At 45.5% G+C, this 14,967-nt stretch carries 9 protein-coding genes, 2 tRNA genes, 3 rRNA genes and 2 pseudogenes; 8 read left to right on the forward strand and 8 right to left on the reverse strand.

The features are described from left to right. Positions 1-188: pseudogene (locus F972_RS15940) on the reverse strand (IS701 family transposase); the annotation flags it as partial. Between the two features lie 115 nt (positions 189-303). On the opposite strand from F972_RS15940, the pseudogene F972_RS11880 reads away from it, so the two are divergent. Next, positions 304-1,287 (forward strand): annotated as a pseudogene (locus tag F972_RS11880) (integron integrase). A 58-nt stretch (positions 1,288-1,345) separates the two neighbouring features. Here F972_RS11880 and rrf read toward each other — a convergent pair. The 6 genes from rrf to F972_RS11910 all read right to left on the reverse strand — a co-directional run bounded on the left by rrf (position 1,346) and on the right by F972_RS11910 (position 8,354). Continuing rightward, positions 1,346-1,460 (reverse strand): 5S ribosomal RNA (gene rrf / locus F972_RS11885). A 159-nt stretch (positions 1,461-1,619) separates the two neighbouring features. Continuing rightward, a 23S ribosomal RNA gene (locus F972_RS11890) occupies positions 1,620-4,513 on the reverse strand. A 472-nt stretch (positions 4,514-4,985) separates the two neighbouring features. After that, positions 4,986-5,061: transfer RNA gene (locus tag F972_RS11895), tRNA-Ala, on the reverse strand. A gap of 71 nt (positions 5,062-5,132) precedes the next feature. Continuing rightward, positions 5,133-5,209: transfer RNA gene (locus F972_RS11900), tRNA-Ile, on the reverse strand. Between the two features lie 177 nt (positions 5,210-5,386). Further along, positions 5,387-6,923, reverse strand: a 16S ribosomal RNA gene (locus tag F972_RS11905). The 16S, 23S and 5S rRNA genes sit together here with 2 tRNA genes alongside, the layout of an rRNA operon. Positions 6,924-7,331: 408 nt before the next feature. Then, the gene (locus F972_RS11910; protein ID WP_004683199.1) at positions 7,332-8,354 is read right to left on the reverse strand and encodes a metallophosphoesterase; all 1,023 of its coding nucleotides are present in this window, start codon (positions 8,352-8,354) and stop codon (positions 7,332-7,334) included. A gap of 157 nt (positions 8,355-8,511) precedes the next feature. Here F972_RS11910 and F972_RS11915 point away from each other — a divergent pair, with 157 nt between their 5' ends. Beyond that, positions 8,512-10,074, forward strand: coding sequence for a phospholipase D family protein (locus F972_RS11915; protein ID WP_416201950.1), 1,563 nt, complete (start codon positions 8,512-8,514; stop codon positions 10,072-10,074). Here the strand turns inward: F972_RS11915 and F972_RS11920 are convergent. Next, positions 10,067-10,897: a lysophospholipid acyltransferase family protein gene (locus F972_RS11920; protein ID WP_004769856.1), complete on the reverse strand. Its 831-nt coding sequence runs from the start codon at positions 10,895-10,897 to the stop codon at positions 10,067-10,069. The two genes, F972_RS11915 and F972_RS11920, sit on opposite strands and share 8 nt — an antisense overlap. A 182-nt stretch (positions 10,898-11,079) precedes the next feature. On the opposite strand from F972_RS11920, the gene F972_RS16065 reads away from it, so the two are divergent. From F972_RS16065 to F972_RS11945, 6 genes are all read left to right on the forward strand, one after another. Then, entirely contained in the window at positions 11,080-11,220 is a 141-nt protein-coding gene (locus F972_RS16065; protein WP_004757144.1) for a hypothetical protein, read from the forward strand. Positions 11,221-11,293: 73 nt separating this feature from the next. Further along, positions 11,294-12,640 carry a ribosome rescue GTPase HflX gene (gene hflX, locus F972_RS11925; RefSeq protein WP_004757143.1) on the forward strand — a complete coding sequence of 449 codons (1,347 nt, stop codon included), beginning with the start codon at positions 11,294-11,296 and terminating at the stop codon, positions 12,638-12,640. A gap of 43 nt (positions 12,641-12,683) precedes the next feature. Next, the gene (locus tag F972_RS11930; RefSeq protein ID WP_004678474.1) at positions 12,684-13,046 is read left to right on the forward strand and encodes a hypothetical protein; all 363 of its coding nucleotides are present in this window, start codon (positions 12,684-12,686) and stop codon (positions 13,044-13,046) included. Positions 13,047-13,058: 12 nt separating this feature from the next. Continuing rightward, positions 13,059-13,727, forward strand: a complete 669-nt coding sequence (locus tag F972_RS11935; RefSeq protein ID WP_004683206.1) for an LrgB family protein — start codon at positions 13,059-13,061, stop codon at positions 13,725-13,727. Between the two features lie 83 nt (positions 13,728-13,810). Then, positions 13,811-14,257, forward strand: a complete 447-nt coding sequence (locus F972_RS11940) for a DUF2147 domain-containing protein (RefSeq protein ID WP_004757141.1) — start codon at positions 13,811-13,813, stop codon at positions 14,255-14,257. A 233-nt stretch (positions 14,258-14,490) separates the two neighbouring features. Then, positions 14,491-14,934, forward strand: coding sequence for a DUF2147 domain-containing protein (locus tag F972_RS11945; protein WP_004757140.1), 444 nt, complete (start codon positions 14,491-14,493; stop codon positions 14,932-14,934). Positions 14,935-14,967 lie beyond the last annotated feature (33 nt).

The following is a 14,967-nucleotide window of genomic DNA, read 5'->3' on the forward strand; positions in this document are numbered from 1 at the left end:
GCTTCTTGATATAGGTCGTGAGGTGTGTAGTCTTCACGCTCTAGAAAGCGATTTACACTATCATGCGAGATATTATAAGTCTCGGCAAGTTGTGTGCAGCTAATAGAGTTCGGTTCTGTCATGAGAAAGCCCATATAAATGGGTAGAGTACAAGTTGCTGTAGAAGCATGTTTAGTTCGTCTGATCACAGATACTTTATAAACTATTTTAATACTTTTTTGAATCCGTCAATGCGTAAGTCCTACTATATTATTCTCGCTATATTCCAAACACCTTAAAGCGTAAAAACATATTTGTCAAATTATGATAATTCAAAATAATAGCCATACACAATCACCCAAACTATTAGAAAAAGTTGCTTATACAGCACGATACAGACATTTAAGCCTATCAACAGAAAGAGCTTATATCCAATGGATTAAACGCTATATCCTTTATCATAACAAACAACACCCGTGCACCTTAAATGAAACACATATAAAAAGTTATCTGGCATTTTTAGTGAATAATAACGGCATAAGCAAATCAACCCACAAACAAGCACTCAGTGCATTACTTTTTCTTTACCACGATGTATTAAATATTACCCTGCCATATATTGATGATATAGAAAGACCTCGGGTCACCGCTAGGCTTCCAGTCGTGCTCTCAAAAGAAGAAATAACATTAATTTTTAGTTATCTCAATACAGAAGATCTATTTAAATGTCAGCTACTATATGGCACAGGTATGCGGCTATTAGAAATGTATCAACTTCGCATCAAAGATATAGATTTTGGTTTGAATCAAATTACCGTGCGTGCGGCAAAAGGCGATAAAGATCGAATCACCGTTTTACCGCAAAAATTGCTCGTACCCTTGCAACAACACATCCAAACTGCAACAGCTATATATCAAACAGATCGGCACTTAAACCGTAACGGTGTGTATCTTCCCGATGCTTTAGAGAAAAAATATCCAACTTATGCAACGCAACTATCATGGTTTTGGTTATTTCCCGCAGCAAAAGAATCGACTGATCCGCGCTCAAAAATCATCCGCCGGCATCATCAACACGAACAAGCATTTTAACGCAGTTTTAAAAAAGCAGTGTCCTTATCTGGCATCAATAAACCCGCAACATTGCATACCTTGCGCCACAGCTTCGCTACACATTTACTACAAAATGGGCAAGACATCCGCACCATACAATCCCTACTAGGTCATAGCAGTGTACAAACCACAATGATTTACACCCATGTACTCAAGATCAACCGACTTGGCATAATTAGCCCATTAGACTTTTAATTTTTAGCACCGAAATAAAAAAACCTCCCAAGGTTAGTTGGGAGGTTTAGTATTTAAAAGCTGGCGATGACTTACTCTCACATGGCAAACGCCACACTACCATCAGCGCGAAGAGGTTTCACTTCTGAGTTCGGGAAGGGATCAGGTGGTTCACTCTTGCTATTGTCGCCAGCAAACTGTTTATGGATACTTGCTTTGGTCTTATCTATGCCAAGGCTTTTTCCAAATGAGTTTAACGGATTAGTTAATTGAGTCGTATTGTAACTAGTTTTGACACTAAATCAAGTTATGTATTGAATTTATCTTGAATACAACAACTGTTTGGGTGTTGTATAGTCAAGCCTCACGAGCAATTAGTATTGGTCAGCTTCACACGTCACCGTGCTTCCACACCCAACCTATCAACGTCCTGGTCTCGAACGGCTCTTTAGAGGACATGAAGTCCTGGGGAAATCTTATCTTGAGGTAGGCTTCCCGCTTAGATGCTTTCAGCGGTTATCCCTTCCGAACATAGCTACCCGGCGATGCCACTGGCGTGACAACCGGTACACCAGAGGTTCGTCCACTCTGGTCCTCTCGTACTAGGAGCAGATCCTCTCAAATTTCCAGCGCCCACGGTAGATAGGGACCGAACTGTCTCACGACGTTCTAAACCCAGCTCGCGTACCTCTTTAAATGGCGAACAGCCATACCCTTGGGACCTGCTTCAGCCCCAGGATGAGATGAGCCGACATCGAGGTGCCAAACACCGCCGTCGATATGAACTCTTGGGCGGTATCAGCCTGTTATCCCCAGAGTACCTTTTATCCGTTGAGCGATGGCCCTTCCATACAGAACCACCGGATCACTAAGACCTACTTTCGTACCTGCTCGACTTGTGGGTCTCGCAGTTAAGCGCGCTTTTGCCTTTATACTCTACGCGTGATTTCCGACCACGCTGAGCGCACCTTCGTACTCCTCCGTTACTCTTTAGGAGGAGACCGCCCCAGTCAAACTACCCACCAGACATGGTCCTCGCCCCGGATTACGGGGCAGAGTTAGAACCTCAACATTACCAGGGTGGTATTTCAAGGACGGCTCCATTGGAACTAGCGTTCCAACTTCAAAGCCTCCCACCTATCCTACACAAGTAAGGTCAAAGTTCAATGTCAAGCTGCAGTAAAGGTTCACGGGGTCTTTCCGTCTAGCCGCGGGTACACTGCATCTTCACAGCGATTTCGATTTCACTGAGCCTCTGCTGGAGACAGCGCCGCCATCATTATGCCATTCGTGCAGGTCGGAACTTACCCGACAAGGAATTTCGCTACCTTAGGACCGTTATAGTTACGGCCGCCGTTTACTGGGGCTTCGATCAAGAGCTTCGCTTACGCTAACCCCATCAATTAACCTTCCAGCACCGGGCAGGCATCACACCCTATACGTCCACTTTCGTGTTTGCAGAGTGCTATGTTTTTAATAAACAGTTGCAGCGGCCTGGTTTCTGCGGCTGCCAACCGCTCAGGGAGCAAGTCCCATCACCGTCAGCAGCGTACCTTCTCCCGAAGTTACGGTACCATTTTGCCTAGTTCCTTCAGCAGAGTTCTCTCAAGCGCTTTGGTCTACTCGACCTGACCACCTGTGTCGGTTTCGGGTACGATTCCTGTGTAACTGAAGCTTAGAGACTTTTCCTGGAAGCATGGTATCAGCCACTTCACTGTACAAGTACAGCTTGCTATCGACTCTCAGCATAGAGTACCCCGGATTTGCCTAAGATGCATGCCTACTGTCTTCCACCTGGACAACCAACGCCAGGCTGACTTAACCTTCTCCGTCCTCTCATCGCATTACACAGAAGTATTGGAATATTAACCCATTTCCCATCGACTACGCCTCTCGGCCTCGCCTTAGGGGTCGACTCACCCAGCCCCGATTAACGTTGGACTGGAACCCTTGGTCTTTCAGCGAACGGGTTTTTCACCCGTTTTGTCGTTACTCACGTCAGCATTCGCACTTCTGATACCTCCAGCATACTTCTCAATACACCTTCTTCGGCTTACAGAACGCTCCCCTACCACGTAACTTAAAAGTTACATCCGCAGCTTCGGCACATAGTTTTAGCCCCGTTACATCTTCCGCGCAGGCCGACTCGACTAGTGAGCTATTACGCTTTCTTTAAAGGGTGGCTGCTTCTAAGCCAACCTCCTAGCTGTCTATGCCTTCCCACATCGTTTCCCACTTAACTATGATTTTGGGGCCTTAGCTGGCGGTCTGGATTGTTTTCCTCTTGACTACGGACGTTAGCACCCGCAGTCTGTCTCCCGGATAGTACTCATTGGTATTCGGAGTTTGCATCGGTTTGGTAAGTCGGGATGACCCCCTAGCCGAAACAGTGCTCTACCCCCAATGGTATTCGTCCGAGGCGCTACCTAAATAGCTTTCGGGGAGAACCAGCTATCACCAGGCTTGATTAGCCTTTCACCCCTATCCACAAGTCATCCCCTGGCTTTTCAACGACAGTGGGTTCGGTCCTCCAGTTAGTGTTACCCAACCTTCAACCTGCTCATGGATAGATCGCCTGGTTTCGGGTCTATACCCAGCAACTAAACGCCCTATTAAGACTCGATTTCTCTACGGCTCCCCTATTCGGTTAACCTCGCTACTGAATATAAGTCGCTGACCCATTATACAAAAGGTACGCAGTCACCGAACATGTCGGCTCCCACTGCTTGTATGCATGCGGTTTCAGGATCTATTTCACTCCCCTCACAGGGGTTCTTTTCGCCTTTCCCTCACGGTACTGGTTCACTATCGGTCAGTCAGGAGTATTTAGCCTTGGAGGATGGTCCCCCCATATTCAGACAAGGTTTCACGTGCCTCGCCCTACTCGTCATCATTATGTGTGCCCTTTCGTGTACGGGAATATCACCCTCTACGTTCGCACTTCCCAGAGCGTTCCACTAAAACACACATAACTTAATGGGCTACTCCCCGTTCGCTCGCCGCTACTAAGGGAATCTCAATTGATTTCTTTTCCTAAGGGTACTGAGATGTTTCACTTCCCCTCGTTCGCCTTGCAACACTATGTATTCATGTTGCAATACCTACCTTATGGTAAGTGGGTTCCCCCATTCAGATATCTCCGGATCACAGGATATTTGCCGCCTCCCCGGAGCTTTTCGCAGGCTATCACGTCTTTCTTCGCCTCTGACTGCCAAGGCATCCACCACATGCACTTAATTACTTGACTATACAACCCCAAACAGTCGCTAACCCTTACAAGTAAGGTTAGGACAGATTGCTATGCTCGTTTTTCAACTTACATCGCTCTCATCCAGTTTGTTGCTTCGTGAATTTAATCACCGTACAGCTTCAATCTAAATTCATATACCAAAACGCTTGATTCAGTGTTTTTGCTAGTTCTCATTTCTAACAACTCAGCTTAAAGAATTAATTCTTCTTGCTTTGTTATTGAATGAGTGAACAATTTATTTCAGACTCAAATTCTAATCTGTTAATGATTAACTACAGCCTCGTCAGCTTGCAGTAAACTGTGATAAATCACAGAAGTTAATAAATCTAAATCAATCTCTTGATTCACCTTATTTATTAAGTTCTATAATTTAAAAATATCTTTCACTACCATATTAGATCAGATACTACGCGCAGCATAGCTGCTTGTCTTGCGCTTCGGCAAAGCGTTGCTTTGCTGATCGAAGCTCTGGTGGAGACTAGGAGAGTCGAACTCCTGACCTCCTGCGTGCAAAGCAGGCGCTCTACCAACTAAGCTAAGTCCCCAGCTTACAATCATAATGAACGATATATCTTCTCATCTAGTAGCTTGTGATTATTCATCACTTCGTCAGTAGTGGTGGGTCTGACAAGACTTGAACTTGTGACCCCACGCTTATCAAGCGTGTGCTCTAACCAACTGAGCTACAGACCCTGAGAAATAAAAGAAGAGATCGTTGATCTCTTCTTTTATTTCGCAAGACAAGCGCAGCGCGTAGTGCACGACTTATCTCTAAAATTAAAAAAGAGAAACAATACTTTTTCTATCTTTCATTCGATATATCTCGAAGAACAACTTGTTGTGGATTCTTACCGATCGTCAATCTTTCGTTAAGGAGGTGATCCAGCCGCAGGTTCCCCTACGGCTACCTTGTTACGACTTCACCCCAGTCATCGGCCACACCGTGGTAAGCGTCCCCCCTAAGGTTAGACTACCTACTTCTGGTGCAACAAACTCCCATGGTGTGACGGGCGGTGTGTACAAGGCCCGGGAACGTATTCACCGCGGCATTCTGATCCGCGATTACTAGCGATTCCGACTTCATGGAGTCGAGTTGCAGACTCCAATCCGGACTACGATCGGCTTTTTGAGATTAGCATCCTATCGCTAGGTAGCAACCCTTTGTACCGACCATTGTAGCACGTGTGTAGCCCTGGCCGTAAGGGCCATGATGACTTGACGTCGTCCCCGCCTTCCTCCAGTTTGTCACTGGCAGTATCCTTAAAGTTCCCATCCGAAATGCTGGCAAGTAAGGAAAAGGGTTGCGCTCGTTGCGGGACTTAACCCAACATCTCACGACACGAGCTGACGACAGCCATGCAGCACCTGTATGTAGATTCCCGAAGGCACCAATCCATCTCTGGAAAGTTTCTACTATGTCAAGGCCAGGTAAGGTTCTTCGCGTTGCATCGAATTAAACCACATGCTCCACCGCTTGTGCGGGCCCCCGTCAATTCATTTGAGTTTTAGTCTTGCGACCGTACTCCCCAGGCGGTCTACTTATCGCGTTAGCTGCGCCACTAAAGCCTCAAAGGCCCCAACGGCTAGTAGACATCGTTTACGGCATGGACTACCAGGGTATCTAATCCTGTTTGCTCCCCATGCTTTCGTACCTCAGCGTCAGTATTAGGCCAGATGGCTGCCTTCGCCATCGGTATTCCTCCAGATCTCTACGCATTTCACCGCTACACCTGGAATTCTACCATCCTCTCCCATACTCTAGCTGACCAGTATCGAATGCAATTCCTAAGTTAAGCTCAGGGATTTCACATCCGACTTAATCAGCCGCCTACGCACGCTTTACGCCCAGTAAATCCGATTAACGCTCGCACCCTCTGTATTACCGCGGCTGCTGGCACAGAGTTAGCCGGTGCTTATTCTGCGAGTAACGTCCACTATCCTAGAGTATTAATCCAGGTAGCCTCCTCCTCGCTTAAAGTGCTTTACAACCAAAAGGCCTTCTTCACACACGCGGCATGGCTGGATCAGGGTTCCCCCCATTGTCCAATATTCCCCACTGCTGCCTCCCGTAGGAGTCTGGGCCGTGTCTCAGTCCCAGTGTGGCGGATCATCCTCTCAGACCCGCTACAGATCGTCGCCTTGGTAGGCCTTTACCCCACCAACTAGCTAATCCGACTTAGGCTCATCATTTAGCGCAAGGTCCGAAGATCCCCTGCTTTCCCCCGTAGGGCGTATGCGGTATTAGCATCCCTTTCGGAATGTTGTCCCCCACTAAATGGCAGATTCCTAAGCATTACTCACCCGTCCGCCGCTAAGATTAGGTGCAAGCACCCAATCCCCGCTCGACTTGCATGTGTTAAGCCTGCCGCCAGCGTTCAATCTGAGCCATGATCAAACTCTTCAGTTTAATATCATTAGTAGCTTATGGCTACAAATCTTGGCTCATCAATTTTCTGACTAAAAATTCGCTCAAATAAACTTCGAGTAATTTTTACCTTCAATCAATGATAATATATCGATCAATCAATCAGTAAAAATCCACACAAGTTGTTCTTCTATTCTCTTAATGATCTTCTCGATGATTCGTCATCATCAAGCTAGGTCGGCTATGTTACCCTAAATCTCTTTAAAGTCAACAGGTAATTTCAACTTTATTTTAAACCACTTTAAGCAACTGATTTAAAAAAACTTTCAATCAACAACACCGACGATGGAGTCGCATTATAGGCAGTTTTATTTCCCACGCAAGCGGTTTTTGGGTTTTAATATTTAATTGGCTATTTTTAAGCCACTTCCTGTCATTTTCACATATTTTTTAGCATAATTCAATAATATCAATGGTGGGTGGCACACGAAACCGAAATGGAACACCCACCATCCCCGTCCCCACCGTCACAAATACATCTGCATGTTCATGTGAGTAAAAGCCTTTTTTGTGCCCCAAAATCGAAACCCGTTTCATAATGTAGCTGGTGACCCACGGCAGTTCAATTTGTCCGCCATGTGTATGTCCAGATAGCATCAGAGGATGGCTTGGCAATTCTGGCACCATATCCACCGTATCAGGATTATGGGATAAAATCAGCCACGGCTTATCCTGTGGCAACTCGGGTAAAAAACGCATATTGGCTTTTCCTGCCCACAAATCCCCGATGCCAACCAGACGGAACTCATCAAATTCAATAATCTTGCCCTCAATATCCATCACATTGTTTTCAGACAGCGCTTTTGCCAATAGTTCCTGAATTGGTGGTCCTGGATACTGTTCATCATGGTTACCTGACACAGAATAAACTGGCATTTGTATTTCCCTTAATACTGCCAGTTCCTGCACCAAACGATTTTCAGGTTCATAGGTCCAGTCTCCAGCCACCACAACAAAATCGGGCTGCTCCTGATTTAATTTTTTGACAATGGTTTTGAGTTGGCGTTCATGTCCTGAAAATAACCCTACATGCATGTCTGCAACCAATGCCACTTTTACAGGTTTGGTAAATTCACGCTGTGGATTTAAACGATATTGATGGTATTTCACATGAATTTGGTGTGGCTCAATAAAACGTGCATAGACCAACACACTGCTTAACAGGAATACAAAAATGGTTTGGTGGGGGGTGTAGTAACCTGACCAACCTGCATAGAGGCTAAAAAACCAAAGGGGCACTAGCAAATAAGACAGATAAAAAGCCAGCAAATGCACGAACGCCTTAAACGGATGGATGGTTTCGGTGCGAGCCTGATGTATCCAGGCCTGAATCAGTGCCCACAGTGCCAGTACCGCAAACAGGAGATAGAAAACTAAAATAACTATATCTGAATTTAACAGTGCAGAGCTCATTCACCTCACCTCAGGGGCAGTTATCACATCTCATATTTATATTTTTCGATGAAATGCTATACTCAAGCCGAACTTTTAATCAGTAATAATTATGACGCAATCTGCCCGTATAAATAACAAACATACAAAAATAAGTACAACTACTTACAATAAAAGTATGCTTGCGATTTATTGCAGTATTGCGATCACTGTAACAGGTTGCAGCACCTTACCCAAACATACAATAGAATCCATTCCTGAAACCGCCTTGCAGGTTGACACCGCCCAGACCACACTGGCACAAATCATTCAACCCTTACAAGAACAGCACCCTGAGCTGACAGGTTATCTGGTGCTGTTTGAGCCGCTGGAGGCCCTGGCGACCCGCCTAAGCCTGATTGACAAGGCGGAGAAAAGGCTGGATTTACAGTATTACATCTGGGATAACGACAAGGTTGGCTCACTGGCCCTGCATGCGCTGATCCGTGCCGCAGACCGTGGCGTCAAGATTCGCCTGCTGATTGATGATAACAATGCCAAATCAACCGAGGGAATTTTTCTGGCATTGGCACAGCACCCCAATATTGAAGTCAAGCTGTTTAACCCCTATCGCTTTCGGAAATATCGTGCGTTCGACATGATTCTGGACCTGAAGCGCATCAACCGACGCATGCACAACAAGAGCTTCATCGCAGACCACCAGGTTGCCCTAATTGGCGGGCGCAACATGACCAATCAATATTACAATGTCAGTGACAACTACCAGTTCTCTGATGTTGATGTGATGCTGGTCGGCACGGCGGTGAAAGATATTTCACATTCCTTTGATGAATACTGGAACCATGAATATGCCTACAAGGTGCAGGAAGTGGTCAAGCAAAGTGCCCATCATCTCAGCTATGAAAGTTTAAAACGGCAGCTTGATGAGCACTACAAGCGGGTTACCGTACAAAACTATCTGGATTTAACCAGCAACTCTCAGGCCATTGACTCACTGATGAGTCGGGATATTCAATTGGATTGGGTCAAGGCGGAAGTAGTCAAGGATTCACCCGACAAGATCAAGTCCAAGGCAAAAAAGAAAGAACACCTCAATTTCCAGCTTATTCAGCATCTCGAACAACCTGAAAAAAACGTTGACCTGATTTCAGCCTATTTTGTTCCTGAAAAAAAAGGGGCAAAAATGCTGACCGATTTGGCAAAGGATGGCGTTAAGGTACGGGTTCTGACCAACTCGTTCAAGGCCAATGATGTCGCGGTGGTCCATGCGTTTTATGGCAAGTATCGGCAGAACTTATTGGAACATGGTGTACAGCTCTATGAATTTTTACCTGCGCTGAATAAAAATGATCTGGACAAAAACACCGAGGATTTGGCGAAAAAGGCCAAGGTCAGCATAAAGGGCTTAAGCCGTTCAAGCCTGCATGCCAAATTGATGGCACTGGATGAAAAACAGGTTTTTATTGGTTCGTTTAATTTTGACCCACGCTCGGCCTATCTCAATACTGAGATTGGTGTACTGCTCAACAGCCCACCACTTGCCCAGGCGGTTCACACCACAATGGATGAGAACCTCAGCAAATATGCCTATAAACTGGTGCTGGATGCCAACAAGAAAATTACCTGGCAGCGTCAGACACCTCAAGGCCCTGTTATTTATACCAAAGAACCACGCATGAAATGGTGGCAAAGGGCTGGCATCAAGATGCTTTCATGGCTACCAATCGAGGGATTTATGTAGCCTCAGTGCCATCTGGCATCACCCTAAGCACCTTGCGCTGCAACTCCAGCAAACCTGCACGCATTTGCTGCTCAACTTCCCTGGTCAAGGTCTCCACGGTATGCCCTGTTACAGGAACTGCGGGCAATGTCAGTAGGTGGGCCGTGACTTTGGGCATTTCCAGAACGCGCTGCACATGCTCCGCAAAAGTCATTTCACCAATAAATGGGGCCACCATGTCCAGCTCACCATTCTGGTTGACATAGCAAATCACGCAGATCTGGACGGGTCGCTGGGCCTCAATAGCGGCTCCAAGCAATCTGCCATGTACTTTTTTAACCTTTGTGCCATCTGTGGTGGTGGCCTCAGGGAAAAACAGCACGGGAATATCCTGTTTTAAAAACTCGGTAATTTGCTCACGAATCCGAATGGAGTCACCTGAACCACGTTTAATGAACAGGGTTCCACCGCCCTTTGCCAGATTTCCCAAAATGGGCCATTTTTCCACTTCGGCTTTCGCCAGAAAGAAAATACGGGCACCTGAACCCAGTACCGCCACATCCAGCCATGAAATATGATTGCTGACCCAAAGTGCAGGTTCACGGGGAATGGCACCATGAACCTGTACCTCAATATTGAAGACTTCACATAAACGACGGCAAAAATACTGCACATAACGGGTATTTACAGGATTATTGGGATCTTTATAGAGGCCATGACGATAGATGAGATAAAAGCCTTCACCAATCGTTTCCAGGCCTGCGGCCAATTTCTTGCTATATAGACTGAACTTAGAGAATAAACTAAATGGCGGGTTGTTTAGCGCTGGTGTTTCTTGTGTCATAAATCATCAAAACCGTATGCATGTATGCATTAAATTAGCAAAGTTATATCATGCCCATATCCACTTATAAATGTAGCATTGATATTAAAAAACGAATGTAAGGATAAATTTTTTCAATTTTAAATGATTTATCAGATCAATTACCATAAATAAATCGAATTTACAGATTTATAGGTGATAAGATGAATCCACATACCAACACATCAGAATCACAGACCACCATTCCTTATGGCTATGCCCTCAGGATGTTTTTGGGCTGGTCAATCCTGTATCTGGCAACATTGATTGGTTTTATTGATCTTTTGCGCCGAAATGTCATCTAGCGACACTTAGTCTTTGCCCTTTGCTTTAAGTTTATTCTAGAATAAGGCTTCAACAACGAAGATATGAGATCGCGTGGAAAATTTTGAGCAGCATCAAGGTGGTGAACGGGCAATTTTAGTCAGTGTGGCTGTACAACTGCTTGACGATCTGGATGCTGAAGAGTTCCGATTGCTCGCTCAATCTGCTGGTGCTGAAATCCTTGAACATATTTCTGTGCAACGCAACAAGCCTGATCCAAAGTTCTTTATTGGCTCAGGCAAGGTTGATGAAATTGCCGAACAGGTCAAAGACCTTGAAGCGGAACTGGTGATTTTTGACCACTCACTCTCCCCTGCCCAGGAACGCAACCTGGAGAAAGTGCTGAAATGTCGGGTGATTGACCGTACAGGTTTGATTCTGGATATTTTCGCCTTACGTGCCCGCACCCATGAGGGGAAGCTACAGGTCGAACTGGCACAGCTTAAACATTTGTCCACCCGTCTGATTCGTGGCTTTACGGGTAATCTGGAACAGCAAAAAGGGGGCATTGGTCTACGTGGGCCAGGTGAATCACAACTGGAAACAGACCGCCGACTGATTCGGGTACGCATTACCCAACTCAAGGAAAAACTGGTTAAGGTTCAACAAACCCGTCTGCAAGGCCGCGCCGCGCGTCAAAAAGCGGCGATTCCAACCATTTCACTGGTGGGATATACCAATGCGGGAAAATCAACCTTATTTAACATCTTGGCAAAAAGTGACGTTTATGCTGCCGACCAACTGTTCGCAACCCTAGACCCCACCTTACGCCGTTTGGACTGGGATGGCATAGGTACAGTTGTTCTGGCGGATACGGTTGGATTCGTTCGAAACTTGCAGCACGATCTAGTCGAGTCATTCAAGGCCACTTTGGAAGAAACGCTGGAAGCAACCTTGCTGCTGCATGTGATTGACAGCAGCAGTCCCAACATGACTGAGCAGATTGAAGCGGTGGATTCGGTACTTAAGGAAATTGGTGCAGATGCCCCAGTTTTGCATGTCTATAATAAAATCGACCTGAGCGGTGATGCCGCAAAAATTATTTATAAGGCACCTGACCAGCCTGACCGTGTCTATGTTTCGGCACATTCTGGGCAGGGTCTGGAACTGCTCAGTCAGGCGGTACAACAATGTCTGATGGGCCAGTTACAACACTTTGATTTAGTGCTGAAACCAGCCTACGGTAAACTGCGTACTCAGCTCTATACCCTGAACGTGATTCAGTCTGAACACCATGATGATCATGGTGACCTGCACCTGTCGGTCTGTATCGCCCCTCATAAACTGGAGCAACTCATTAAACAGGCACATTTACCATTAGACGAAATTCTTGGAAAAAAAGCTTCCTTATTCGAGCGGGCTTTGGAAGAATTCGAACGGAATGACAATTCATCACTATAATGATGATTACACATCGTTCAGATAGACGAGAGTAAAAAAGCACATGAAAGATATTGATTGGTCAGCCTGGTTTTGCACGATTTTATTGATTGTCGTATTTCGTGAGGGTGCCGTCCTGATCACCAAAGTCTTTCATCACCCTGAACTGGGTAATCTGGTGGGGTTGATTGCGCTACTCACCACCCTGCTGATCTGGAGGCGGTTTAAAAAAATCTCCAACCGCCTGATTGATACCAACAATAAAATCATGAAAGAAAGCGCATTTGCGTTTCTGCCGATTTGTGCAGGCTCGCTGATCATGCTGATTCATCTGGGCAAGGAAATTCCTGTGTTTCTGTTTGTGCTCACCCTAAGTACCTTATTGCCCTTATGGATTTACGCCAAAATGGCAAAACGCTGGTTATAGAGGCCTTTATTTATGTTGATGGTTATTTATGGCTTTGTGATCACCCTGATCAGCTATCTGCTTGCAAAACCTTTGAATAAAAAGGTTCCTCAGATTCCGCTGATTGTGTTTGCCATGTTTATCGTGATTGGATTACTGGCAATCCTCGGCATTCCCTATGAACACTACATGAACAACGTCAATGATGTGTTTAACCATCTACTTGGTTATGTCACGGTTGCGCTGGCCATTCCCCTCGCAGCGATGCGCTACGATGACTTGCCCATCAAGTCCATGATCGGGATTTTATGTTTTGCCAGCATCAGTGCGGTTGCCCTGCCAATGGGACTTGCTTATTTACTGCACATGTCTGAACCGACCATCATGGCCTTTGCCACACGTGCGGTGACCACACCGATTGCACTTAACATTGCCACACTGCTACATGCCCCGTTGATGATGGTTTCTCTAATTGTGATCTTATCAGGTGTGATTGGAGCGGCCTTTTCACCGTGGATCTTAAAACATATCCATGATGAACGTGCCTCTGGCCTGGCGCTGGGTCTGGCGGCCCATGCCATTGGCACGGCACAGGCATGGCAGCGTGGTCCTGTCACGGGTCGTTATGCCGCATTTGGCATGGCGGTGAATGGGGTCTTCACAGCCATCTGGCTACCCACTTTTATTTTATCTTTGTCTTAAAATTTGCAGCAAATATCACATAAAGATTGAACTAGTTGTCAAATATCCTACATAATGGAGTTTCAAACGTTAAAAGGATTTTAATGATGGCCAAACAACTCATAGGTGTATTACTCTTATCAGCAGTCAGTAGCTTTTCTTTTGCGGAAGACATTACGGGTCTTTGGCAAAGTATTGATGACAAAACGGGTGCACCTAAAGCGTTAGTCGAGATTCGTAAAGAAGCTGACAATACTTATGCAGGAAAAGTAGTCAAACTTACTCCTCGTGCGGGCTATACTCCAAAGGAAACCTGTGTAGACTGTCCACCACCTTATACCAACAAACCTATTATTGGCATGGATGTGGTGACAGGCTTAAAATACAAGGATGGTCTTAACTATACTAGTGGCCGTATTCTTGATCCAAATACAGGCAAGCTCTACAGCATGAAAGCCAAGTTAAGCTCAAATGGTAAACGCCTGCACTTGCGCGGCTATCTGGGTGTATCTGCATTAGGTCGTAACCAGATCTGGATTCGCGCCGAATAAGCTATGATGCTGTATGCACCCACCATCTTATATTTGATCATTTTTGATCACGGTTTCATCAAAAAAAGCCGCTTCGTTGTCATTCAAACCGAAGTGGTTTTTTCTTAAATCCTCAAAAATTCATTGAAATTTCAATTATTAAAAAAAAGCAAACAATTGTAAAATAATGATTGAATCTTATTAGAAATCCGAAATAATAGAAAGACAATGATAGGCAGCAAGGAGGCTTAAGCATGTACTCAAAACTCATTACCTTTTTTGTGTTATTTGGTCTTGGCCAACTGACCTTTGCTCAAGATATTACGGGTATTTGGCAAAGTATTGATGACGTCACAGGTGCACCTAAAGGCCAGGTCGAAATTACCCAGGAAGCGGATGGCACCTATACAGGCAAAATAACCAAAATCACCCCACGTACAGGTTACACACCGAAAGAGTTCTGTACGGGCTGCCCTGCCCCTTATACCAACAAACCGATTGTCGGTTTAAATGTAATTACCAAGCTTAAGCACAAGAGAGACCTCACCTATACAGGTGGACGAATTCTCGACCCCAATAGTGGCCGTGTATATAGTCTGGCAGCAAAACTCAGCTCAAATGGACAACGCCTACATCTACGGGGCTATGTCGGGGTTTCTGTATTGGGACGCAGCCAGATCTGGATTCGAGTCAATTAAACCTTGAACAATAAAGACTTGGACAATAAAAAA

The organism is Acinetobacter sp. CIP 102529 (assembly GCF_000368325.1).
In the GTDB taxonomy this organism is placed as follows: domain Bacteria; phylum Pseudomonadota; class Gammaproteobacteria; order Pseudomonadales; family Moraxellaceae; genus Acinetobacter; species Acinetobacter parvus.